Origin of the sequence: uncultured Paracoccus sp., assembly GCF_947487305.1 — a bacterium.
GTDB lineage: Bacteria > Pseudomonadota > Alphaproteobacteria > Rhodobacterales > Rhodobacteraceae > Paracoccus.
Map to the genome: position 1 here is coordinate 171,880 of NZ_CANKWH010000002.1, position 23,241 is coordinate 195,120.

General features: G+C 66.8%; 15 protein-coding genes and 1 tRNA gene. 5 read left to right on the forward strand and 11 right to left on the reverse strand.

The genetic code is table 11. The features are described from left to right. Positions 1-5: 5 nt before the first annotated feature. From Q1A36_RS03475 to Q1A36_RS03495, 5 genes are all read right to left on the reverse strand, one after another. On the reverse strand, positions 6-659 hold the full coding sequence (locus Q1A36_RS03475; RefSeq protein WP_299839778.1) for a 4-phosphopantetheinyl transferase: 654 nt from the start codon (positions 657-659) through the stop codon (positions 6-8). Continuing rightward, positions 656-5,248, reverse strand: coding sequence for a MupA/Atu3671 family FMN-dependent luciferase-like monooxygenase (locus Q1A36_RS03480; protein WP_299839780.1), 4,593 nt, complete (start codon positions 5,246-5,248; stop codon positions 656-658). Before Q1A36_RS03480 ends, Q1A36_RS03475 begins: the two co-directional genes overlap by 4 nt. After that, positions 5,245-6,222, reverse strand: a complete 978-nt coding sequence (locus tag Q1A36_RS03485; RefSeq protein WP_299839783.1) for a glycosyltransferase family 2 protein — start codon at positions 6,220-6,222, stop codon at positions 5,245-5,247. Before Q1A36_RS03485 ends, Q1A36_RS03480 begins: the two co-directional genes overlap by 4 nt. A 5-nt stretch (positions 6,223-6,227) precedes the next feature. Then, positions 6,228-12,611 (reverse strand): type I polyketide synthase, encoded by a 6,384-nt coding sequence (locus Q1A36_RS03490; protein WP_299839785.1) that lies wholly within the window; start codon positions 12,609-12,611, stop codon positions 6,228-6,230. A gap of 89 nt (positions 12,612-12,700) precedes the next feature. Further along, positions 12,701-14,215, reverse strand: coding sequence for a hypothetical protein (locus tag Q1A36_RS03495; protein WP_299839788.1), 1,515 nt, complete (start codon positions 14,213-14,215; stop codon positions 12,701-12,703). A gap of 36 nt (positions 14,216-14,251) precedes the next feature. Here Q1A36_RS03495 and Q1A36_RS03500 point away from each other — a divergent pair, with 36 nt between their 5' ends. Next, the gene (locus tag Q1A36_RS03500) at positions 14,252-15,010 is read left to right on the forward strand and encodes a WecB/TagA/CpsF family glycosyltransferase (protein WP_299839791.1); all 759 of its coding nucleotides are present in this window, start codon (positions 14,252-14,254) and stop codon (positions 15,008-15,010) included. Between the two features lie 58 nt (positions 15,011-15,068). Here Q1A36_RS03500 and Q1A36_RS03505 read toward each other — a convergent pair. The 4 genes from Q1A36_RS03505 to pdxH form a co-directional block, all read right to left on the reverse strand. Next, positions 15,069-15,145 (reverse strand) — tRNA-Pro (locus Q1A36_RS03505). A 42-nt stretch (positions 15,146-15,187) separates the two neighbouring features. Then, a complete protein-coding gene (locus Q1A36_RS03510; protein ID WP_299839794.1) occupies positions 15,188-15,721 on the reverse strand; it encodes a DUF192 domain-containing protein in 534 nt (177 codons plus the stop codon). 15 nt (positions 15,722-15,736) lie between these two features. After that, positions 15,737-16,366 carry a cold-shock protein gene (locus Q1A36_RS03515; protein ID WP_299839797.1) on the reverse strand — a complete coding sequence of 210 codons (630 nt, stop codon included), beginning with the start codon at positions 16,364-16,366 and terminating at the stop codon, positions 15,737-15,739. Between the two features lie 176 nt (positions 16,367-16,542). After that, complete coding sequence (pdxH, locus tag Q1A36_RS03520) at positions 16,543-17,148, reverse strand: pyridoxamine 5'-phosphate oxidase (RefSeq protein WP_299839800.1); 606 nt, start codon at positions 17,146-17,148, stop codon at positions 16,543-16,545. An 81-nt stretch (positions 17,149-17,229) separates the two neighbouring features. On the opposite strand from pdxH, the gene fabI reads away from it, so the two are divergent. The 4 genes from fabI to Q1A36_RS03540 are packed head-to-tail and all read left to right on the forward strand — an operon-like array spanning position 17,230 to position 19,712. Then, positions 17,230-18,060 carry an enoyl-ACP reductase FabI gene (gene fabI, locus Q1A36_RS03525; RefSeq protein WP_299839802.1) on the forward strand — a complete coding sequence of 277 codons (831 nt, stop codon included), beginning with the start codon at positions 17,230-17,232 and terminating at the stop codon, positions 18,058-18,060. A gap of 52 nt (positions 18,061-18,112) precedes the next feature. After that, positions 18,113-18,724 carry a LysE family transporter gene (locus Q1A36_RS03530; RefSeq protein ID WP_299839806.1) on the forward strand — a complete coding sequence of 204 codons (612 nt, stop codon included), beginning with the start codon at positions 18,113-18,115 and terminating at the stop codon, positions 18,722-18,724. Between the two features lie 11 nt (positions 18,725-18,735). After that, a complete protein-coding gene (gene gpt, locus Q1A36_RS03535) occupies positions 18,736-19,236 on the forward strand; it encodes a xanthine phosphoribosyltransferase (protein ID WP_299839809.1) in 501 nt (166 codons plus the stop codon). Continuing rightward, positions 19,233-19,712 carry a DUF2127 domain-containing protein gene (locus Q1A36_RS03540; protein WP_299839812.1) on the forward strand — a complete coding sequence of 160 codons (480 nt, stop codon included), beginning with the start codon at positions 19,233-19,235 and terminating at the stop codon, positions 19,710-19,712. The genes gpt and Q1A36_RS03540 overlap by 4 nt, the downstream gene beginning before the upstream one ends. On the opposite strand, the gene trpE is transcribed toward Q1A36_RS03540, so the two are convergent. Together trpE and Q1A36_RS03550 are read right to left on the reverse strand one after the other, a co-directional pair. Beyond that, positions 19,709-21,211, reverse strand: coding sequence for an anthranilate synthase component I (gene trpE / locus Q1A36_RS03545; RefSeq protein ID WP_299839813.1), 1,503 nt, complete (start codon positions 21,209-21,211; stop codon positions 19,709-19,711). The genes Q1A36_RS03540 and trpE overlap by 4 nt on opposite strands. Continuing rightward, a complete protein-coding gene (locus Q1A36_RS03550; protein ID WP_299839816.1) occupies positions 21,211-23,172 on the reverse strand; it encodes a peptidylprolyl isomerase in 1,962 nt (653 codons plus the stop codon). Before Q1A36_RS03550 ends, trpE begins: the two co-directional genes overlap by 1 nt. Positions 23,173-23,241: the final 69 nt, after the last annotated feature.

Genomic DNA, 23,241 nt, shown 5'->3' on the forward strand with positions numbered 1-23,241 from the left:
GACGTTTACTGGCCCCATGGCCATCGCTCTGCCGTCGCGACCGACCCGATGCTGATGGCCAGATAGTAGCCCGAGACCTCCAGCCACTGCCCTTGCATCGACCCGACGCCGGCGACACAGGCGCGAAACCGGCCATCGGTGGACAGGACCAGCGCGAGGTCTGAAAACTCCAGCATCCGTCCGGTGACCGGATACTGCCGTTTGTAGAGCGCCTCCTTGGCGCAGAAGGCCGCCAGCGCATCTCCTGCCCCCCGAAAACGGAAGGGCTGGATCGTGTCCACGAACCCCTCGGGACGGGGCGCGTCCATCGACTCGATGTCAAGGCCCAGCAGCAGACCCGGACGGGTGCTGGCCAGCGCGATGCAGAGATCGCCGGCATGGGCGAGGCTGACGGCAAGACCGTCCGGCAGATCGGGCCTCCGATCCGAACGCGGGAGAATGGGGCGATCCTCGGGCAGGTCGAAGCCTGCTTCGGAAATGGCGCGGCGCAAAGCCAGTCGGCCGGTGGCGAACTCGGCCTGCCGCCGGGGCACGGCGCGCGCCAGTGCCTGCGCCTCCTCAGCCAGCAGCCGCCCCTCGCCGATCGGCACCACGGCGCAGCCGACATCGGCGGGCAGCAGCGCCCGCGCCGCGTGCAACAGCCGCTCGGCCGCGCTCACTCGCTGTTGCGCAACTGCGCCCGCATGGCCCGCCGCCGCGCCATGGGATCGTCCGCCGCGACCTGAGCCGTCGGCGGCGCCACCGCGCGCGGTGCGGCTTCAATCGGCTTGACCGCTGGCTTGCCAGCGCCCGCCAGACCCGCGACATGGCGCTGATAGTCGCCCAGCACCGGGAAGCGGAACACATCCGTCACCCCGATCGAGGCCAGCCCCAGCCGGTCGCGCAGTGTGCGGTGCAGTTGGATCGCCAAGAGCGAATGGCCGCCGATGGCGAAGAAATTGTCCCGCACCCCCACCGAGGGCAGGCCAAGCGTCTCGGCCCAGACCTGTTCGATCACCGGCGAGGGATCGGTGCCGTTCGCGGCAGGCGCCACCGGCGCGGCGCTGACCGCAGGTGGCGCCACCTGCACTGGCGCGGCCGGTTCGGGCAGCGCCTTGCGGTCGATCTTGCGGTTCGGGGTCAGCGGCATGGACTCGAGCCGAGTGATCCGGGCGGGCAGCATGTGTTGGGGCAGCACCTCCTGCAACGCCGCGCGCAGATGCGCCTCGTCCAGCCCGGCCTCGCCGGTCACATAGGCCAGCAAACGCCCCTGCCCCGAGGCGTCGGGTCGGAGGATCACCACCGCCTCGCGCACGCCCGGCAGGTCCGCCAGCCGCGCCTCGATCTCGCCCAGTTCGATGCGGAAACCCCGCAGCTTGATCTGGCCATCGGCCCGGCCGAGGAAATCCATCTGCCCGTCCGAGCGCCAGCGCACCAGGTCTCCGGTGCGATACATGCGCGCACCCCAAGGCGCGGCGTCGGCAGGCCGCACGAAGGGATCGGGGCGGAAGGCCGCGCCTGTCAGGTCGGCCCGGTTCCAGTAGCCGCGGGTGACGCCGTGGCCACCGATCCAGAGTTCCCCCTCTTCGCCGTCGTCCAGCGGCTGCCCAGCCTCGTCCAGCACGTAAAGCTGGGTATTGGCGATGGGCGGCCCCAGCGGCGTCGCGTCCTGATCGGGCGCCAGGCGCGCGACCGAGGACCAGATCGTCGTCTCGGTCGGGCCATACATGTTCAGGATCTCGGCCCCGCTGACCGCGCGCAGGTCGCGCACCAGCGAGGGCGGCAGCGCCTCGCCGCCGATCATGATGCAGCACAGGCCGGCCAGCGCCCCGGCCACCGCCGGATCGGTAACGAGGATGCGGGCCATGCTGGGGGTGCATTGCAGATGCGTGACGCGGTGCCGGCGGATCTGCGCGGCAATCGAGAAATCCCCGGCATCGGGTTCCTCGGCCCCGGCAAAGGCCGCGGCCACCTGCCCGAGCAGCGGGAAAGAGCCCTTCACCACATCGGGCGCGATGCCGTAATCGATCAGGCAGGCGATTTCGCCCACGCCGATCTTCTGCAAATGCTCGACACGGGCCACGGCTTCCTCGACGCTGCCGAAGAGGCCCGAATCCTCGAAATAGCGCAGGAAGGCAAATTCAAGGATGCCGTCCAATTCCTCTTCGCTGAGACTGCCAAGGTCGATGGCCATCGGGTTGGTCAGCCCGGCCGGGCGTTTGAAGGCCGGGAAGTCCCAGGCATATTGCTTGACCAGCGCGGCGGCGGCCCGCAGGTAATCCTTCATCGGACCCCGGGCGACCTCGCGCGCGGTCTCGCGGTCCGCGGCCAGGTAGCTGTGCAGCATCAGCGTGACGGTGAAGTCCTTCGGATCATGCCCGGCCTCGCGCAAGGCGGCGTGGTAATCCTTGATCCGTTCCTCGACCACATCGACGGACTGGCCCAGCAGATGGGTCAGCACATTGGCGCCGAGCCGCCCGGCCTCGCGCCAGGTTTCGGGGTTGCCGGCAACCGTGACCCAGATCGGCAGTTCCTTCTGAACCGGACGGGGCTGGGTGCGGACCTTGTGGGGCGTGCCATCCGCCTTGGGAAACTCGACCTCCTCGCCGCGCCACAGGCGCCGCAGCACATCGACGGCGGCGATCATCGCATCCTTGTTCTTCGGCGGGGCGTTTTCCGGGCGCAGCACGAAATCATCCGGCTGCCAGCCCGAGGCAACCGCGATGGCTGCCCGCCCGCCGGTCAGGTTGTCGATCACCGCCCATTCCTCGGCAATGCGCGCGGGATGGTGCAGCGGCACGACACAGCTGCCGGCGCGGATGCCAAGCCGTGTCGTCACCGCCGCCGCCGCCGCTCCGGTTACAGAGGGGTTCGGATAGGGTCCGCCAAAGGCGTGGAAATGGCGCTCGGGCGTCCAGAGGGCGGTAAAGCCGTTCTGGTCGGCAAAGCGCGCGCCATCCAGCAGCAGCTGGTATTTCTTCGGGCCGACGCCATCGTCATTGCCCCAGTAGAACAGGCTGAAATCCATCGCCGCGCGGGATTTGCCCGGTGCCGAGCCTGACACCGCCAGCCGCGATTCCTCGCCTGCGATCACCAGTTTCAGCCCGCGCGCCAGCGTCCAGAAGATCTCCAGCACCGAGATGTCGAAGCTGAGGCTCGTCACCGCCAGCCAGGCATCGCCGGGCCGGTGCGGGATCACCGCATCCATGCCGGTGAAGAAATTCGCCACGTTGCGATGCTCGACCATCACCCCCTTGGGCTTGCCGGTCGAGCCCGAGGTATAGATCAGATAGGCCAGATGTTCGGGTCCGACCGTGGTTTTCGGCGCACCGGGGTCCTCTGCCGGGGGGGTTGCGGGGATGGACATCAGGCTGGCACCGTGCCCCTCGGGCAGTCCCGCCAGCCCCGGTTGGGTCAGTACGATCCGCGCGCCGCTGTCGGCGAGGTAATGGCTCAGCCGGTCCTGCGGATAGTCGGGATCAAGCGGCAGATAGGCGCCGCCCGCCTTGAGGATCGCCAGCGCGCCGATCACCAGTTCCGGGCCGCGCTTGGCAAAAAGGCCGACCGGCTGATCCGGGGAGACGCCCTGCGCCACCAGATCGCGGGCCAAGGCATTGGCGGCAGCTTCAAGCTGGGCGCGGGTCAGGCTCTGATCCTCGAAGGCCAGCGCCGTTGCGCCGCCGTCCTGCGCCGCCGTCGCGGCGATCAGCTCATGGATGCAGGCCGCGCGGACATCCGTGGCGGTGGCGTTGCGGGCATGAAGCACCTCATCCAGCCGCGCGGGGTCCAGCGCGCCGATGGCGGCGACGGGGGTTTCCGGCCCGGCCTGCAGCGCACGCGAGAGGCGCTCGGCCAGTCGCTGCGCCTCCTCGGCGTCGATCCGGGCGCTGTCATGGTGCAGCGTGATGCCACCTGCGCCAAGGCTCAGCGTCAGGGCGGTGCCGGGAATCGGGCCGCGACCGGCCAGGTCCAGCCCGGTTTCGGGCGCGCTGGCCCCGCGCAGTTCCGGCGCGCGGTGCAAGAGGTCAGCCGCAAAGGGGCCGCGCTTCTGCAGTTCGGCGATGACGCCCGAAAGCGTGGCCGAGAACTCCGCCAGCCGCCCCTCGGGCGTCACGGTCAGCGGCAGCCAGTCGGCCAGAACGCCACCGGTTGCCGGATGGCCCTCGGGCCGCAGCGCGACCGAGATCGCCCCACCCGCCCCGCGCCGCGCCAGAAGTGCCAGCGCGGCCGCAGCGGCTTGCGGCGCGGCGGTGCCGGCGACCGGCAGGCTCGACCAGTCGCCAGTGGCGGCATCGGCCCGGCCCAAGGCCGTCTGCGCCAACTGCCTGCGCCAAAACCCGTCGTTCTTGGCAGCCGGCCCCGCGAGATTCCCCAGCGCCGCCTGCGCCGCGTCATCGGGCAGCGGCAGGACCGAACCCACTTCGGGCAGATCTCCCTGCCCCGGCACCAGCGCCAGCCGCAACGCGCCGGAACCTGTGGCCACCGTCAGGCTGTCACCGTCGCGCGCCAGCACAGTTCCCGGTTCACCCGACCCCTCAACCACCTCAGCCGAGGCAACAAGGGCAAGGCGATCCGACCCCAGCGCCAGCTTCGGCACCTCGAGAGGGTTCCAGTAATCGCCGTGATCCAGCGCCCGGACCAGCCGCGCCAGATCGGCGGCGGGCTGGCGCAGGTCCAGCACTGCCGCCGCTTCGGGCCGCTGGTCACGGGCGAAATAGCTGCGCGCGCCGGCAGGCTGGAGTTGCGGAGACAGACCGCCGGATTCAATCGCCGAAACGATCTCGCCAAAGCTCTCCGCCCCATGTGCAAAACATTTTGCATTCAACGTGAGCGCGGTTTCATCCGGCGCGATGTCAAACGCCCGCACCGCCAGCACATCACCCGTATCGATGCCGCCATCGATCAGATGCCAGGTGATCGCATGGCGGGAATTGCCCTGAAGGATCGCCCAGACCGGCACATTCACCCCCGCCATCGCAGGCAGCGGGCCGTCGTGGAAATTGATCGCGCCACGGCTGGCACGGGCTAGGATTTCCGGCTTCAGGATCGACAGGTTCGCCACGCTGAAGAGCCAGTCGGCACCCGGCGCATCGGCCGGCATCGGCGCATCCTGATCCTCGACCCTCAGCCCCTCACCCTCGGCCCAGTGCCGCAGGTCGGGATTGCGGGTGACGATGGCGGCGACGCTGTGGCCCCGGTCCAGCAGGGTCTGGGTCGCATGGCGCATCAGCGCCTCGTTGCCCACAAGGATGGCGCTGAAACGGGTCATGTGCTGCCTTTCCGATCGTGACGTTTACCAAGGGCGCGGCCGAGCATCTGGCGATAATGGCCCGGTGGCGTGCGGTGTTCCCGGCGCTGGATCAGGCAGCGCAGCCGCCATAACCCGTTGCCGGCAAGCGAGGCCAGTGTCGCCATCAGCGCGCCCGTGCGGCCGTGATGTTTCTGGAAGTAGTGCTGGCGCGAGTCGTACCAGTAATCAGGGACTTTCGCCCATTCCTTCATCCCGGTCGAGACCGAACCGATATGGGTGACGACACTGTCCCAGACATAATGCGTCTGCCAGCCGGCCTTGGCGGCACGGCGGCAGAGATCCGTTTCCTCGAAGTAGAGAAAGAAGGTTTCATCGAAGAGGCCGACCTGATCCAGCACCTCCGCCCGGATCATCATCGAGGCGCCTGCCGACCAGTCGACCGGCAGGTTGGCATCGGGCTGCGGCAGGGCCACGATCTTGTTGCGCAGCAGCCGGGAAATCGGGCCGGTCTGCGCTGCATTCTCGAACTCGCCGCCCGCCGAGGGAAAGCGGAAGGCGGTCTCATGAGGGACATCATCGGCACCGCGCAGGCGCGAACAGGCGATGCCAGCCTCGGGATGGGTGGCCAGATGATCGATCAGGCAGGCGACGGCACCGGGTCGGGGAAAGGCGTCGGAGTTCAGGAGATAGACAAGATCGGCCCGTCCCCCGCCGGGCATCCCCACGCGGATGCCGACATTGACGCCCGAGCCGAAGCCGCCATTCCAGCCGCTGTCGATCAGTGCCACGCGCCGGCCGTCGAGCCAACCCCGCGCCGCGCCCTCGGCCCTGATGAGGTCATAGGACCCGTCTTCCGAGCCGTTCTCGACCACGGTGATGGCGGCGGTGATCCCGGCCTTCAGCGCCGCGATTTCGTCCAGCGCGGTTTCGACGCATTTGACCGTCATGTCGGGCGTGCGGAAGTTCAGGATGACGATCTGCAGGTTGGTCATCGCGCCTATTCCGCCGCTGCCGATTGCTGGCTGGCCGGGTCATGCCGGCGCAGGATCTCGCGCAGAAGCAGGCCAAGCCGCCGGACATTGGGTTCCAGCACCATGGAATCGTGGTCGCCCGGCACCTCATGCACCTCAAGTCGCGGCATCCATCGGCCCCAGCCATTGTCGGGGATCAGGTATTCGCGCCCCGCGGTAACAAACTGCCCGTCCGAGACCTTGTAGCGGTAATCCAGCGGCGGCCGGAACAGCGTCACCGGGCCGGGCCATTCGGTCAGCCCCACCTTGGGCAGTGCGCCACGGAAGGCCGCCTCGATCGCCAGATCGTGGAAACCCTCGGCCTCCTCGGATTCATGTGCCGCATCGCGTTCCTTGCGCCGTTTGGACAACTCGTAGGCCAGCTTGGTCTTCGCCCAGTCCGACCAGAAACTGAGGCCCTGTTCGCGCATTTCCTGCGCCCGGATCAGCACCTTGTCGCGGCGGCTCAGCGCCGGGCGCATTGGCAGGGGCGTGTCGAGCATGACGAGCATCGCCGTCTCTTCGCCCTCAGCCGCCAGCAGCCGCGCCATTTCCAGCGCGATCAGCCCGCCGCCCGAGAAACCGCCCAGGAGATAGGGGCCTTCGGGCTGGATCTGCCGGACCTCGGCCAGATAGTCCTGCGCGGCTTCGGCGAAACTCTCATGCGGCTTGTCATCACCGAAGAGGCCGCGCGCCTGCAACCCGTAGAAGCGGCGATCCTGACCCACGCGCTGCGCCATCTGGTGCAGGTTCATCACGTTGCCGAACATGCCGGCGACGATGAAGAAGGGCGTGCCGCCCTCGCGCCCGCCCATGTCCACGACATAGCGCCGGGCCGGGCCGGGATCGGCCAGCGCCGCCCCGCCCTCGACCCCTGCCGCCGCCGGGGTGCTGGCGCGCGGGCCGACCCGCGACTCGATCAGCGCCGCCAGCTTGCCGACATTCGGCGCCTCGAAGAGGGTCGAGATCGGGAAATCGACGCCAAAGACCTTGCGCACCTGCCCGAACATCCGCACCGCGACCAGCGAATGCCCACCCAGATCAAAGAAGCTGTCGCCCGCGCCGATCTGGCGCACGCCCAAAAGTTCGGACCAGATCGAGGCCAGTTCGCTTTCGGTGCCCGCTGCCGGGGCGATGAATTCGGCATCGAGATCGGGCCGCTCGAAGGCGGCATCCGAGGTCGGGGCGCTGACCGCCGGTGCCGCGGCTTCCGCCACCAGACCGGGCAGGTCCAGCGACGAGACATAGACCTGCGGCAGCCCAAGGGCCATGGCGCGGCGCAGCACATCGGGGCCAAGCGCGCCGGGGATGCCCTGCGACACGTTATGGCGCAGCCGCTTCTCGCCCGGACTTTCCTGCCCTCGGGCCGGCTTTGCCGTCGTCGCGGCACTCAGCCCCGCCTCCATCCGGCGCAGGGTGAACCCCTCGATCTCGGCGGCGACGGTGCCGTCAGGCAAAGCCAGCGTCACGTCGAACCGGGCCGAGCCTTCGGCGGTGCCGGTCTGCAACCGGATATGGCTGAGAAGATGCGGCCCGAGCGGGCGCAGCAGGGTAAAGCGTTCATAGCCCACAGGCACCCACAGCCGCGCGCCGCCCCAGCCTGGGATCAGCTTCATCGCCCAACCCGTGGCAATGTCGAGAAGCGCCGGGTGCATCTGGTGCTGCGCTGCCTCGCCCGCAAAGGCATCAGGCAGGCGCAGCTCGGCCCAGCCCTCGACCTGCCCCAGCTTCACCGCGCGCAGCACCCGCCAGCGCGGGCCGAAACGCATCACCCGGTCCTGCGCGGACGGCAGCGCGGCCTCGCCCGTCGCCTCTTCGTCCCAATCGGTCGGCGGCGTGATGCGGCGATCCTGCGGCGCACTGCGTTCGGCCATGGCGGTGGCATAGCTGTCGCCGCCATCGGGATCGGCGATGGTGATGCGTGAAGCCCCCTCGACCGTCTCGATCTGCACCGAGACCGCCGTGGGCTCGGCATCCGAGACATAGAGCGGGCGCAGGAACAGCGTGTCACTCAGCGTCAGCGGCAGCGGCGTGCCGGTGGCGACCAGCGCCTGCACGAAAAGCTCCAGATTGCCGGTGCCGGGCATCAGCGCCTGACCCTGTGCGGTGCGGTGCCCGCCGATGACCCAGTCGGCAGTCGAGAAGAGGCGGTGGAATTCCCGCACCCCGCGCCCGCCCGCGACCTCGGTTCCCAGCATCGGCCTGCTATCGGCCTCGGCTGCGGGGTCCTGCGGGGCGGGATCGGGCACGGCCTCGGTCCCCATCGCCCGCGCCGCCATGCCGGTATCGGCCCAGACCCCCCAGTTGACCGCGACCACCCGGCCAAGCGCCGGGGGCGCGGCACGGGCAACGGCGTTCAGGAATTCGTTCGCGGCGACGTAATCCACCTGCCCCGCCGGAGCCGAGGCGGTGCTGGTCGAGGCGAAAAGAACGGTCTGGCGCGGCGGATGCCCCTCCAGCGCCGCGATCAGCGCCTTGGTGCCATGGACCTTGGGCGCCAGCACATCCCAGGCCTCGCCATCGGCCTTGCCGGCCATCAGCGCGTCATTGATGATCCCTGCCGCATGGATGACGGTATCGACCGAGCCGAAGCGGGCGCGGGTCTCGGCAAGGGCGCGGGTCATGTCCTCGGGGCTGGTGACATCGCCGGTGACGGCAATGACCTCGGCATCCGCCGCCTGCAATTCGCGCAGGAAGGCCGCCATCTGCCGGGCCTTGGCCGAGAAGGGCACGGTGCCGTCCTGCCCCAGCGCCTCGCGCGACAGAAGCGCCAGTTTCGCCCCGCCCCGCGCCGCCAGATCCCGCGCGACGGCCTGACCCAACCCGCCGAATCCGCCGGTGATGAAGGTGACGCCCTCGGGTGCTGCCCCATCCTGTGGTTCCAGCCGGACCGGTGCCAGACGCTGCACGAAACGCCGGCCATCGCGCCATGCAGCGACCTCGGTGCCGGTGTCGCCGGAAGCTGCCAGCAATTCCTGCGCCATCTGCAGCGCCAGCTGATCCAGCGCAGTCTGATCGCCGCGCCCGCCGAAAAGGCCGCGCCGGGCCGGTGGCGGCAGGCGCAGGTCGACCAGCCGGGTCGAGAGCATCGGATATTCGCGCGGCATCACCCTGAGCGGCCCCAGAACCGTGGCCTTTTCCGGCGTCGGCGCAGGCTCATCCGCAACCCGCAGCGCATCATTGCTGAAGGCGGTGAGCGTCAGCGGCTGATCGGCCATCTCGTCGCCAAGGGCCTGCGCCAGATGCAAGAGGCTGAAGAAGCCGCGGGTCATCTGGTCCTGAAACAGGCTCGACCCGGCCCGCGCCTCGGCCCCGGTCGTGACCGACCAGAAATGGCCGATCCGGGTAATGGGGATCTCGTCCTGTTGCAGCGCCGCCAGCAGCACCTCGTAACCGTCGCGCTGTTCCTCGGGCGGCAGGCGGTATTCGCCGCGCTTCACCCGCTCGAAGCGGTCGCCGCTGCGGACGGTGGCGACGGGTTGCCCCGCCTTGCGCAAGAGGTCCGCCACGCGATCGGCCAGCCCGGCCTCGTCAGCAAAGATCAGCACGCCCTGCCCGGCCTCGGCTTGCGGCAACCCGCCGGCGGCCAGTTCCACATCCGGCGCGGACAGCCGCCACGACGGTCGCCAGCCCCAGCCCTCGGGTTCCTCGATCCGCATCAGCGCGGTGTCCGTGACCTGCGCCCCCGCCGTGGGTTCAACGAAATAGCGTTTGCGCTGGAAGGCATAGCCGGGCAGCGACAGGGCCTTGCGCCGTGCCTCGCCCCAGATCTGCGACCAGTCGATCCGGCCGCCGGCCGCCCAGAACCGGGCCAGCGCGGTCATGAAGTAAAGGTCATCCTCGACCTGATGCTTCGGGTGGCGCAGGCTGGAAATCACCTGATGCGCCTTCACCCCCGGATTGGCCTGCGCCAAGGCCGACATGGCCCGGCCCGGCCCGACCTCGAGGAAGATCTTCGGATCGCCCCCAGCCAAGGTCTCGATACCGGCGGCAAACTCGACCGTGCCGCGCAGGTGGCGCACCCAGTATTCGGGGTCCATCGCATCGGCATCGGGCAGCACCTGCCCGTCACGGTTCGAGATGATCGGGATTTGCGGGGCGGAAAGCGGGATGGAGCGCAGATAGGCGCCGAAATCGGGCAGGATCGGTTCCAGCATCCGCGAATGGGCAGCGATGCTGATCGGGATGACCTGAACCTCAACACCCTGACCGGCCAGCGTGGCGGCAAAGGCTTCCAGCGGCGCTTTCGGGCCGGAGACGACGCAGAGATCGCCGGCATTGACCGCGCCAAGGTCCAGCTCCGCCGGCAGGATCGCCCGCAACTGATCCGCCGGCATCGGCACCGACAGCATCCCGCCCTCGGGCACGCTGTCGAACAGCCGCCCGCGCAGATGCACCAGCCCGATGCAATCCTCGAAGCGCATGACGCCGGCGACGGCGGCGGCGGTATTCTCGCCCATGCTGTGTCCGATCAGCGCCGAGGGCATGACGCCCCATGCCATCCACTGCTGGGCCAGCGCATATTCGGTGATCATCAGCAGCGGCAATTGCACCGAGGGCTGCAACAGACGCGCATCCGCCCCGGCGACATCGCCATCCTCGGCCAGCCAGATGTCGCGGATCGGGTGATCCGAGATCGTCGCCAGATGGTCGAGGCCGCGATCCATCCAGTCGCGGAAGACCGGCTCGGTCTGATAGAGGTCGCGCGCCATGCGGGCATATTGCGAGCCACCGCCGGGCAGCATGAACACCACTTCGGGCGCCTCGCCAAGCGGCTGATGGTCGAAGACGCGATAGGGGTCGTTGCTGGCCAGAAGCTGCGCCGCCTCGGTGGCGTCCTTGGCGACCAGCACGCGGCGACGCTCGAAGGCGCGGCGGCGGTTGATCAGGGTGTGGCTGATATCGGCCGGGTCGGTCTCGGGATTGGCACTCAGCCATCCCGCCAGCTTCTCGGCATTGCCGTCCAGCGCCGCCTTGCTGCGGCCCGAAACGGCGAAGATCTGGAACGGCCAGTCGGCCTCCTCGGAGGGCACGGCCGCAGGCGGCTGTTCCAGCACCACATGCGCATTCGTGCCGCCGACGCCAAGCGAGTTGATCCCGGCGCGGCGAGGGCCGTGAGCCGGGCGCCAGTCGATCAGCCGGTCCGCAACGGCAAAGGGGCCGGCGTCGAAATCGATGGCCGGATTCGGCGCCTCGAAACCAAGCGTCGGCGGGATCACCCCTTCCTCCAGCGCGCGGATGGTCTTGATCAGCCCCGCCGCGCCAGCCGCCGTATCCAGATGGCCGATATTGGTCTTGACCGATCCGACATAGCAGGGCGCGGTGCGGCTGCCCTCGGACGGTACGCGGGAAAAGGCTTGGTTCAGCGCCGCGATCTCGATCGGGTCGCCAAGCGCGGTGCCGGTGCCGTGGCATTCGATATAGCCGATGCTGTCGGGTGCGCAGCCGGACATGACCAGCGCCTCGGCCACCGCCTGCGCCTGCCCCTCGACGCTGGGGGCCAGATAGCCGGCCTTGGACGAGCCGTCATTGTTGATGGCGCTGCCCCGGATGATCGCCCGGATATTGTCGCCATCGGCCAGCGCATCGGCCAGCCGCCTGAGCACGACCACCGCCGAACCGCTGCCGAAGACCGTGCCCTCGGCGCGATGGTCGAAAGCGTGGCAATGGCCATCGGGCGACAGGATCTCGTTCTCTTTGAACAGATAACCGCGGCCATGCGGCATCTCGATCGTCACGCCCCCGGCCAGCGCCATGTCGCATTCGCCCGAGGCGAGCGACTGGCAGGCCATGTGCAGCGCCACCAGCGAGGTCGAGCAGGCGGTCTGCACGTTCACGCTCGGCCCGGTCAGGTTGAAGATATGGCTGACCCGGGTGGACAGAAAATCCTTGTCATTCCCGGTATGGCGCAAAAGAAAATGGCCGACATTCTCGACCAGTTCCCGATTGGCGCAGATATTGAAATAGAAATAACTGCCCATGCCGCAACCGGCATAAACCCCGATCGGCGCATCGAAGTGTTCGGGCATCTGGCCGGCATCCTCGAGGCCGTGCCAGCAGGTCTCGAGGAACTTGCGATGCTGCGGGTCCATGATCGCCGCATCCTTGGGGCTGAGACCGAAGAACTCGGCATCGAACCCGTCGAACTGGTCAAGGATTGCTGCCGCAGGAACGTAATTCGGGTCTGACAGTACCGAGGGAGATTCGCCCCGTGCCAACAGGTCTTCGCGGCTGACCGGCTGGATGGATTCGACGCCCGCACAGAGATTGCGCCAGAAGGACGCGACATCATCGGCCCCCGGCAATTGCGCCGCCATGCCGATGACCGCAATATCGCTCGGGCCAATTTGCAGGTCACGATGATCGTTCATGCCGCTACCATTTCCATTCGATCCAACCTGCATATTCAGAACATACTCGTAATTTTTGCCCGATGCCTAGGCGCATTTCAGTCCCTGCATCAAAGCGCCGGGCGCAATCCAGCCTTTTTGGCCAGCGCTTCGCTGTCCTCGCGCTGCCACCGTCGGCGCAAAGCGCGCGAATATTGCAGCCGCGCGGCATGGCCGAGAATCGCTCCATTCAGCAGCCAGGTCAGCGGCGTCAGCGTGGCATTGGGGATAAGCTCGATCAGGTTGATCGCCATCATCAGCACCAGCGTCGTGATCATCAACAGATCCGTATGGTCGAACCGCCGGAACAGCGCAAACCTTCGCTGCCACAGGATGATGATCGGACTGATCAGAAGACCGAACTGGGCGATATAGCCCAGAATGCCCCGCGATCCCATGGTGATCACCCAGGCGCCGTCCGCAATCGCCCCATAGCGACCGGACACCGGATCCACCGGGAAATTGCGCCCCCAGGATCCCCATCCAAACATGGGCCGCTCCAGCGCGCGGGCCATAAGGATGACTTCATTGTCAAACCTGACCTGAAGCGAATCGGCGCGTTCGGGCTGCGACGAACCGATGAGGCCTAGGATGTCTTCGGTCGGCACGAGATCGGTCAGCCGCAGGACAGGATAGACAAAAACAGCAATGGCGACCACCGCACTGATTGTAAGCACAGCCCGAGGGGAGGCCACCAACACAAGTGGCATCGCCAGCACCGCCATGAGGATTGCGGTCATGGTCTTGCACAGGATCAGCAGCACGATGAGATAGCAGATGACCAGCATCATCCGGACATTGACCTGATAAGTCCGCGTCAGACACAGGGTCGCGATGAATCCCATGGTTGCGAAGGACGCGACCCAGATCGGATGATACATGAAGACGATGGGCCGGAAGCCGCCATAGCGCATGGCCTGGGCAAATTCATGCTGGAAGTATCCATAGATCCACGTGTTCAGCTGTGGGCTCAGCCGGACCTCGAGCAGCATCGGGATCGAATAGATCAGCACCGCCAGCATCAGGGCCACCAGCAACTTGCGGGTCTGCTGCGGCGTCGAGAGCAACCGGAAACCGATGAAGAAGGGGATCAGCTCGATCAGCTGCAGGATGGCGTTGGCGACCGCATCCGAGAGCTGCATGCCGGGCCGATAGGAAATACCGCTCACCAGCGCATCGTCATTGTTCAACACCGTAAGCACGGCCGAGACCAGCAGAAGGAATACCAGAAACTTGGTCCAGACGGGCATCACCGGGCGCGTATCATCGGCCATCGGATCCCGCACGCCCCCCTTTCGGCCCAGTCTAAGCCACAGCATCACTGCGGTCGCGACCGAAGCGATCTCGTATTTGCCAAGCGCTGGAACAACCGGCAGGTCGATGTAGTACGAGGGCGGCAGGAACATGTAGGCCAGCAGAATCGACCAGATCGCCGCGTTCACCCGCTCCATGCGCATGAAGATCAGCGCCGCGAAAAGCGGCCAACTGAGCAGCATGATCGTGGCAAGGGAGTTCGCGTGCATCGGATAACCAACTGAGAAACGACTACCGAATATGCTGGAAGGCATACCGCCCCGACCATACAAGTAAAGATCACCAGTTCCAACGACCGGGTCGTTCAGATGCTATTTACCTATCCAGATGGTCAAGTGGTCCGGGTCAATTGCCCCGACCGCGAGGCGCTGCTGTCTGGAGTCGCGGCGCGGATGGCGGCGAACCGGGGATTCGCGCTGGCGACGCTGAATGTCGACCACCTGGAACAACTGGCGCGGGACGAGGCCTTTCGCCGCGCCTATGCGGCCCATGACCTGATCTGCGCCGACGGCAATCCGATCGTCTGGCTGTCGCAGATTGCAGGCCAGCCGGTCGAACTGGTGCCGGGTTCGGAACTGGTGCATCCGCTGGCGGAACTGGCCGCCCGGCACGAGGCTCCGGTGGCGTTGATCGGGGGCAGCGAGGCCTCGGTCCGGCTGGCGGCCGAGCGGCTGATGGCCGCGCATCCGGGGCTCGAGGTGGTGATGCAGGCGGTGCCCGGCTTCCCCTTCGACCCCGACGCCTCCGAGGCGGCGCGGCTGATCGGGCAGATCGCCAATTCCGGTGCGCAGCTGTGCCTCTTGGGTCTTGGCGCGCCCCGGCAGGAACGTTTCGCCATCCGCGCCCGCAACGCCCTGCCCGGCGTCGGCTTCGCGTCGATCGGCGCCGGCATCGACTTCATCTCGGGCCAGCAGCAACGCGCGCCGGTCTTCATGCGCAAGGCCAAGATGGAGTGGCTGTGGCGGATGCTGTCCAATCCGCGCCGGCTGGCGGCCCGCTATGGTCGCGGCTTCCTGATCCTGCCCGGCCATGTCCGCCGGGCCTGGGCGCAGCGCGGCAAGGTCTGAACCAGAGCAAAACGCTTAGGTGCAGTGTAAAATGGAGTGCCTGATTTCAGCCAAGTGCTGGTCGGGGCGAGAGGATTCGAACCTCCGGCCTACGGTACCCAAAACCGTCGCGCTACCAGGCTGCGCTACGCCCCGAACCTGCGCCTTCTAGCGTGGCGGGCGGCGCGGGGAAAGGGGTCACTCGCAGGAAATCGCCGCCTGCGCCGGATCGATCGCCGGATACGCCATGACCTGACCCGTGTAGATGCCCAGCCTCTCGGCCTCGCCGCCACCGATCTCGAGCACGAAGAGACGCAGCGGATCGGGATCGCCCACCGCCGCGCCGGGGATCGGCGTTTCGTCCAGCGGGCGGGCGTTCGGCTGGATATGGCGCACCTTGCCGGTCGCATCCATGAAGATGATGTCCAGCGGAATCAGCGTGTTGCGCATCCAGAAACTGGCGGGCTGCGGCGTCTCGTAGATGAACAGCATCCCGTGCTGGGGTTCCAGAGCGCGGCGGAACATCAGCCCCTGCGCGCGCTCGGCCGGATCATCGGCGACCTCGACGGTGATCGGCAATTGCCCGTTGTCCGAGACAAGGATGGCCTTGCCCGGATCGCATTGAACCGAAGCAAGTTTCGGCGACCGCGCCACCGCACCCGCCGGCACCAGCGCGGTCCCTAAGGCCAGCAGCACTGCGGCAAGACTGGTGATGCCCATCCGATCCTTCATCCGCGCGCCCGGCCCTCAGCCGACCGCGAGATGCGAGGTCACACCGCTCGGCGTGTCATCGCCCGAGGCCGGTTGATCCGAGCCGGCGGTCGATCCTTCGGCTTCAGACATCGCACCATGTTGATGCAGGACATCGTCCCAGCTGGCGACCTGCGCGGCCATCAGGCCCCGCGGCCCCTCGACCACGCGCAGCGATACCGCTTCGCCCACGGTCAGATCGGCAAGGCCGGAATGGCGCAGCACCTCGATATGCAGGAAAACGTCATCGGCCCGACCGAAAATATTGGCAAAGCCGAACCCCTTGGCCTTGTCGAACCATTTGACCCGGGCGGGCTGCAGCGGCAGGGCATGAAGATTGTCGATGACGGATTGCGGCAGATCGGCGATCGGCGGCACGCCGTGGCTTTCCGGCGGGTTGATCGCGTAGACCTCGACGGCCTGAAGGCCGCGCGTTGTGGTCAGCACACGGACCGTCACCTGGGAATTATCGGCAACCGACCCTTGGCCGAAATTGCGCAGCACATTGGCGTGCAGCAAGATGTCGGGACCACCTTCGTCATTGTAGATGAACCCATAGCCCTTGGCCGGGTCGAACCACTTGATCAGTCCCGTGACAGTCTTCTCATCAGGGTTGTCCCCGGTCATTCTGCGATACTCTTCCTTGCCGCACCTTCTACACGCGTCCATACGAAACTACGCCCACCAGCGGCCACCATCAACATCCGTCAGCAAGATTGCCGTAGGGTAAATTTCTACGCATTCCTAACCATTTCGGCAGCTTGACGGAGTCAATTAACAATAAGTGAACCGGTCCGTCAAGTTTATGGAGCCAAACGCTCGATCTTCCAAGGCCTTTCGTCACCCTCCCGATTCCACCTGAACCGGTCATGCAACCGGAAGGCGCCATCGGCCCAGAATTCGATCTGCACGGGCCGGATGCGATAACCACCCCAGAACGGAGGCCGCGCCGGATTGAGTCCGTGCCGCAAACCCTGCCGCGCCACCTCGGCCAGCAGCGTCTCGCGGCTGGCGATGGGCCGCGACTGCGGCGAGGACCAGGCACCGATGCGACTTTGCAACGCCCGGCTGGCGAAATAGGCATCTGCCTGCGGCCCTTCCTCCCGGCTGACACGGCCCCGCACGCGGATCTGACGACGTAGCGATTTCCAGTGTATCACGAAAGCGGCCTTGCCTGTCAGATTTAGTTGCCGGCCCTTATCACTTTCGTAATTCGTATAGAAAACAAAAGCCTGCGCCTCGATTTCCTTCAGCAGAACCATCCGGACATCGGGCATCCCGTCGCCATCGACCGTGGCCAGCGCCATGGCGCTGGGGTCATTGGGTTCGGTCGCCTCGGCCTCGGCCAGCCAGCGCCGCGCGATGATGAAGGGGTCGTCGCCCGCAAAGATGCCGTCCCGTCCTGCCATCACCTCTCCCCCGGGCGCTTGATGCGCCCCGACCTTTGGCCTAATCACATCCCAAAAGGTTGAAAGCGCGAGGAACCCCCCATGTCAAGCGAGCAGAATACCGGATTGATGGCCGGCAAGCGCGGTCTGATCATGGGCCTAGCCAATGACAAGTCGATCGCCTGGGGCATTGCCCAGGCCGTCGCGGCGCAAGGCGCCGAGCTGGCCTTCTCCTACCAGGGCGATGCGCTGAAGAAGCGGGTGGACCCGCTGGCGGCCGAGGTCGGTTCCTCGCTGGTCCTTCCCTGCGATGTCGGTGACGAGGCCTCGATCGATGCGCTTTTCGCGGCGCTGAAGGCCGAATGGGGCACGCTCGATTTCGTCGTTCATGCCATCGGCTTTTCCGACAAGGAACAGCTGCGCGGGCGCTATGTCGATACCACGCGCGACAACTTCACCATGACCATGGACATCTCGGTCTTCTCCTTCACCGCCATCTGCCAGCGTGCGGCGGCGATGATGCCCGAGGGCGGCAGCCTGCTGACGCTCACCTATTACGGTGCCGAGCGGGTAATGCCGCATTACAACGTCATGGGCGTGGCCAAGGCCGCGCTGGAGGCCTCCGTGCGCTACCTGGCCGAGGATCTGGGCAAGGACGGCATCCGGGTGAACGCGATCTCGGCCGGCCCGATCAAGACGCTGGCCGCCAGCGGTATCGGCGATTTCCGCTATATCATGAAGTGGAACGAGCTGAATTCGCCCCTGCGCCGCAACGTGACGCAGGCCGATGTCGGCAAGTCGGCGCTATATCTCTTGTCCGATCTCGGTTCCGGCGTCACCGGCGAGACCCACCATGTCGATGCCGGCTACCACGTCGTCGGCATGAAGGCGGTGGATGCGCCCGATATCGCCACCGTGGTGAAGAATCACTGAGGCCGCGACAGGCGGCACCGTCCCATGGATATTTGAGCGAGAAAGAAGCCCGATGGTGGTGAGCCTGGCGCAGCTGGCGGTGTTTGTCGGCACGCTGGCCGTGGCGATCCTGTCGCCCGGCCCCGGCGTCATTGCCGTTAGCCAGAGCGCCTTTGCGCTCGGTCGCACCCGCGCCCTGCCCTATGGCTGGGGTCTGGCGGTGGGCGCCTCGCTCTGGTGCCTCTTTGCGCTGCTGGGGCTGACGGTCCTGTTCCGGGTGCTGCCCTGGACTTTCGTGGCGCTGAAGGTGCTGGGCGGGGCCTACCTTGTCTGGATCGCCTGGAAGATGTGGCGCCATGCCGCCGACCCGCTGCCCGACCCGGCCGAGAAACGCTATGGCGCCGGCTTCTCGGGCGGCCTGATCCTGAACCTCTCGAACCCGAAACCGGCGCTGTTCTACTCCGCCGTGCTGCTGTCGATCTTCCCGGCGGCGCTCACGGCGGCGGACAAGATCGCCATCTATGCCACCGCGTTGACGGTGGAGCTGGGTTTTTATACCGCGCTTGCGACGCTGATGGCTTTGCCTTTGCTGCGGCGGCGCTATTATGCGGCGAAATTCTGGATCGACCGGGTGGCGGCGGGGCTGATCGGCCTCTTGGGCCTCTCGCTGATCCTGCGCCATTGAAGGAGAAGACCATGATGGACCGTCTGCCCCACGAAAAGGGTTTCCATGTCAGCTGGGAACAGCTGCACCGCGACGCGCGCGCCTTGTCCTGGCGGCTGGATGGCACCGACTGGCGCGCCGTGGTGGCGGTGACGCGGGGCGGGCTGGTGCCGGCGATGATCGTCGCCCGTGAACTCGACATCCGCACCATCGACACGATCTCGATCCGCTCCTACAAGGGCGTCGGCACCGAGGCCGGCCAGGGCCAGCTCGAGGTGCTGAAAAAGCCCGATGACGCGTTGATGGGCGATGGCGAGGGCATTCTGGTCGTCGATGACCTGGTCGATTCCGGCCGCACGCTGGAACTGATCCGCGAGATGTATCCCAAGGCGCATTTCGCCACCGTCTATGCCAAGCCCAAGGGCAAGCCGATGGTGCAGAGCTATATCACCGAGGTCAGCCAGGACACCTGGATCTTCTTCCCCTGGGATATGGCGCTGCAATATGTCCAGCCCTACCGGGGCGAGGATTGATCCAGCATCTCGCGGCCCGTCGCGGCCCGCTACACAATCTCTTCGAGGCCAGCCTTGCGCTGAAGGGATTCTTTGCGGCGCTGGAAAGCCTGGCCGGGGCGGCGCTTCTGTTCATCACCCATGGCGCCATCCTTGGCGCCGTGGACTGGCTGACGCGGAACGAGCTGATCGAGGACCCTTCGGACCCTCTGGCCGCGCGCGCGGTGCGGATGGCCGATCGTTTCAGCGCCGACAGCCAGCATTTCTATGCCATCTACCTTTTGACCCATGGGCTGGTGAAGCTGGTGGTGGTGCTGATGCTGCAACGCCGGATCACCATGGCCTATCCGCTGGCCATGGCGGTCTTTGCCGGCTTCATCGCCTACCAGCTGCACCGCTGGAGCGTGACCGGCTCGCCGATGATGCTGGCGCTGTCGGCATTCGACGCGCTGGTGATCTTTCTCACATGGCGGGAATGGCGGACGGGGAAAACCTAGCCATTCCCCCGCACAAACCGCGCCGCATCCTCGGCGGCACGCTGCAAGGCCCGGCTCTTGTTCACCGTCTCCATGAACTCGGCCTCGGGGTCGCTGTCATAAACGACGCCGCCGCCGGCCTGGATGTAGAGCTTCTGGTCCTTGATCACCCCGGTGCGCAGCGCGATGCACATGTCCATCTCGCCATTGGCGGCGAAATAGCCGACGGCGCCGGCATAGACGCCGCGTTTTTCGGGTTCCAACTCGTCGATGATTTCCATCGCCCGGACCTTCGGCGCGCCCGAGACGGTGCCGGCGGGCATTCCGGCCAGCAGCGCCGACAGCGCATCCTCGCCCTCGCGCAGCTCGCCCACCACGTTCGAGACGATGTGCATGACATGGCTGTAGCGTTCGACGATGAATTGCTCGGTGGGCGTCACGCTGCCGATCTTCGCCACCCGGCCCACATCGTTGCGGCCCAGATCCAGAAGCATCAGATGCTCGGCCAGTTCCTTTTTGTCGCCGAGAAGATCGGCCTCGAGCGCCCGGTCCTCGGCCTCATCGGCCCCGCGCGGGCGGGTGCCGGCGATCGGGCGGACGGTCACTTCGCCATCGCGCAACCGCACGAGGATCTCGGGGCTGGCGCCGACGATCTGGAAGCCGCCGAAATTCAGGTAGAACATGAAGGGCGACGGGTTGGTGCGCCGCAGGCTGCGATAGAGGGCAAAGGGCGGCAGCGGGAAATCCATCGACCAGCGCTGGCTGGGGACGACCTGGAAGATGTCGCCGGCGCGGATGTAATCCTTGGCCTTCTCGACAGCCGCCAGGTAGTCGGATTTTGAGAAATTCGAACGCGGCTCGCCCACCACGGCGGCCTCGCCCAAGGCGCGCGGCTCGGCCGGCTGACGGTCGAGCGAACGAAGCGCCTCCATCACGCGCTCGGCGGCCTGCGCGTAGGCGGCGCGGGCCGGAACGGCAGTGTCGAACCATGCGGGGGCACAGAGCGTCACCTCGCCCTTCACCCCGTCCAGCACGGCGACGACCGAGGGGCGCAGCAGCACCGCATCGGGCAGGCCCATCGGATCGGGATTCACGTTGGGCAGACGCTCGACCAGCCGGATCATGTCATAGCCGAGATAACCGAAAAGACCCGCCGCCACCGGCGGCACGCCGGCAGGCATCTCGATCCGGCTTTCCTCGATCAACGCCCGCAGGCTGTCCAGCGCCGGCCGATCCTCGGCCACGAACTCGGTCGAGAAGCGCGCCTGACGGTTGATCCGGGCCTTGCCGTCGCGGCAATCCCAGATCAGGTCGGGCTTCATGCCGACGACCGAGAACCGGCCACGGACCTCGCCCCCCGTCACCGATTCCAGCATGAAGCTGTTCGGCGCGGCCTCGGCCAGTTTCAGCATCAGGCTGACCGGCGTATCCAGATCGGCGGCCAGCCGGATCGTGACCAGCTGGTTGCGGCCCTCGGCCCAGCCCTGCTCGAAGGCGGCAAAATCCGGCGACAGCTCCATTACTGGACCATGGTCTGGGCGGCATTGATGGCCGACTGGTTCAACTGGATGCTGCTTTCGGCCTGCACGCTGCGGACGTAGTAGTCAAACAGGTCGTTCTGCAGCGACTGTTCCAGCCGCTGGCGGACGGTATCGGCCACCTCGGTTGCGGCTTCGCCGGTCATGTCGGCCTCGTGGATGGCGTCGAGGGTCACGAGGAACACCCGGTCCTTCGCATTGACCACATGGGTCAGGCCCGGCTCGGTCATGGCAAAGGCCTGCGCAACCAGCTCGGCCGGGGTGCCGTCGATCCAGCCGTCGCGGGTCAGCGCCTCGACTGTCTGGCCGACCGGCGCGGCGGCTTCGGGTTCTTCGGGTGCCGCAGCAGTCTCGGTCCCCTCGCCCTCGGTTGCCTCACCTTCCGTCGCGGCCTCGGCTGCGGGTTCGGTCTCGGGCGCAGGCGCATGGGACGCAGCCGGCTCGGTCGACATGGCCTCTTCCTCGGCCAGCGCCAGAAGCATCCCGTGCGTTTCCGAGGCGATCCAGTCTTCGGCCACCGCATCGGCAACCTCGTCGAAGGGCTTCAGCGTCGGCGGCACGATCTCGTCGAGACGCAGGGCAAAGACGCCGCCATCATCCAGTTGATAAAGCTGAGGGAAATCGCCCTCGGTAATGGCGGCAGCGCGTTCGCGGAAGGACTGGTAGCCATCGATCCCGGTATGCTGGGGCGCGGCAGCCGCGTCGAAATCGATCTGGCCCAGTTCCATCGGGGTTTCCTCGGCCACGTCTTCCAGCGAGGCGCCAGAGGCCAGCATGTCCTCGAAATCGCCGCTCTGGTCCTCGATCATCCGGGCGGCGCGATCCGCCGCCGCCTCGCCGCGCAATTCGTCCTGCGCCGCGTCGAAGGAAATATCCACCGGCTCGAGAATGGCGTTCATCGAGAAGAGCGCCGGGCCCAGATCCGACTGGAACGGACCGACCACGCCGGGCTGTTCAAGCGCAAAGACGGCCTCGCCGGTCTCGCCGCCCAGGTCCTCCTGCGACAATTCGCCCAGTTCGATATCATCCAGCGTCAGCCCGCGTTCCAGCACCACCGCCGCGAAGGGCACCTCGCCCGCGTCGATCCGTTTCTTGGCCGCCTCGGCGTCCTCGATCGTCGGGAAAACCAGCCGGCCGATCATGCGGCGCTCGGGCTGCTGGAATTCGGCGATGCGGCGGTCGTATTCGGCGCGCAGCGCAGTCTCGTCCAGCTCGACCTCGCCCTCGAGCATGTCGGGGGTCAGCCAGACATAGGTGATCTTGCGCAGTTCCGGCGCGGTGAACCGTTCGGCATTGGCCTGGTGCCAGGCCTTCAGCGTCTCGTCGTTCGGACGCTCGACCGGCCCGGCAAGCTGGTCGGCGGTGATCTCGCGCCAGGTCACATCGCGGCTTTCCAGCATCCAGCGCACGGTCTGGTCGATGGCTGGCTGCGGTGCGGGGGCACCGGTCGCCACGGCGCGCTGCAGGATCAGCCGGGCCTCGTCTTCGCGGATCTGGGCTTCGAACTCGCCCTCGTCCATGCCCTGGCGGCGCAGCATCTCGCCATAGGCGGTGCGGTCGAACTGGCCGTTAGGGCCGCGGAAATTCGGCGCCTGCAGGATGGTGTCGGCGACCTTCTGGTCCCCCACCGAAACGCCGATCTTGCGCGCCTCTTCCGACAGGGCGGCGGCGGTGAACAGCTGCGACTGCACCTGCTGCGTGAGGCCAATGGATTCCGCCTGCTGCACGGTGAAGGGCTGGCCGGTCTGCTGGCTATAGGCGTTGATCTGGTTCTGCAGCGCGCGGGCATATTCGCCCGCCGTGATCTTGGTGTCACCGACCCGGCCGACCTCGGTCTGGCCGCCGCCGAAATTGGTGACGCCAAAGCCGCCCAGCCCCAGCACGAGCATCCCCATCAACACCCAGACGATGGTCGATTTGCCCTTGGTCCGCAGATTAGCCATTGCGCGCGTCTCATCCTGTCAAGTTCTGCTGTCTGGGCGTCTTTAGGCCCCGCCCGGCGGGACGACAAG

Excerpts from the sequence above, each read along its gene's own strand:
- Q1A36_RS03480 (WP_299839780.1), bottom strand. The coding sequence starts at position 5,248 with ATGACCCGTTTCAGCGCCATCCTTGTGGGCAACGAGGCGCTGATGCGC.
- Q1A36_RS03485 (WP_299839783.1), bottom strand. The coding sequence starts at position 6,222 with ATGACCAACCTGCAGATCGTCATCCTGAACTTCCGCACGCCCGACATG.
- Q1A36_RS03490 (WP_299839785.1), bottom strand. The coding sequence starts at position 12,611 with ATGAACGATCATCGTGACCTGCAAATTGGCCCGAGCGATATTGCGGTC.
- Q1A36_RS03500 (WP_299839791.1), top strand. The coding sequence starts at position 14,252 with ATGCTATTTACCTATCCAGATGGTCAAGTGGTCCGGGTCAATTGCCCC.
- Q1A36_RS03510 (WP_299839794.1), bottom strand. The coding sequence starts at position 15,721 with ATGAAGGATCGGATGGGCATCACCAGTCTTGCCGCAGTGCTGCTGGCC.
- Q1A36_RS03515 (WP_299839797.1), bottom strand. The coding sequence starts at position 16,366 with ATGACCGGGGACAACCCTGATGAGAAGACTGTCACGGGACTGATCAAG.
- pdxH (WP_299839800.1), bottom strand. The coding sequence starts at position 17,148 with ATGGCAGGACGGGACGGCATCTTTGCGGGCGACGACCCCTTCATCATC.
- fabI (WP_299839802.1), top strand. The coding sequence starts at position 17,230 with ATGTCAAGCGAGCAGAATACCGGATTGATGGCCGGCAAGCGCGGTCTG.
- Q1A36_RS03530 (WP_299839806.1), top strand. The coding sequence starts at position 18,113 with ATGGTGGTGAGCCTGGCGCAGCTGGCGGTGTTTGTCGGCACGCTGGCC.
- gpt (WP_299839809.1), top strand. The coding sequence starts at position 18,736 with ATGATGGACCGTCTGCCCCACGAAAAGGGTTTCCATGTCAGCTGGGAA.
- trpE (WP_299839813.1), bottom strand. The coding sequence starts at position 21,211 with ATGGAGCTGTCGCCGGATTTTGCCGCCTTCGAGCAGGGCTGGGCCGAG.
- Q1A36_RS03550 (WP_299839816.1), bottom strand. The coding sequence starts at position 23,172 with ATGGCTAATCTGCGGACCAAGGGCAAATCGACCATCGTCTGGGTGTTG.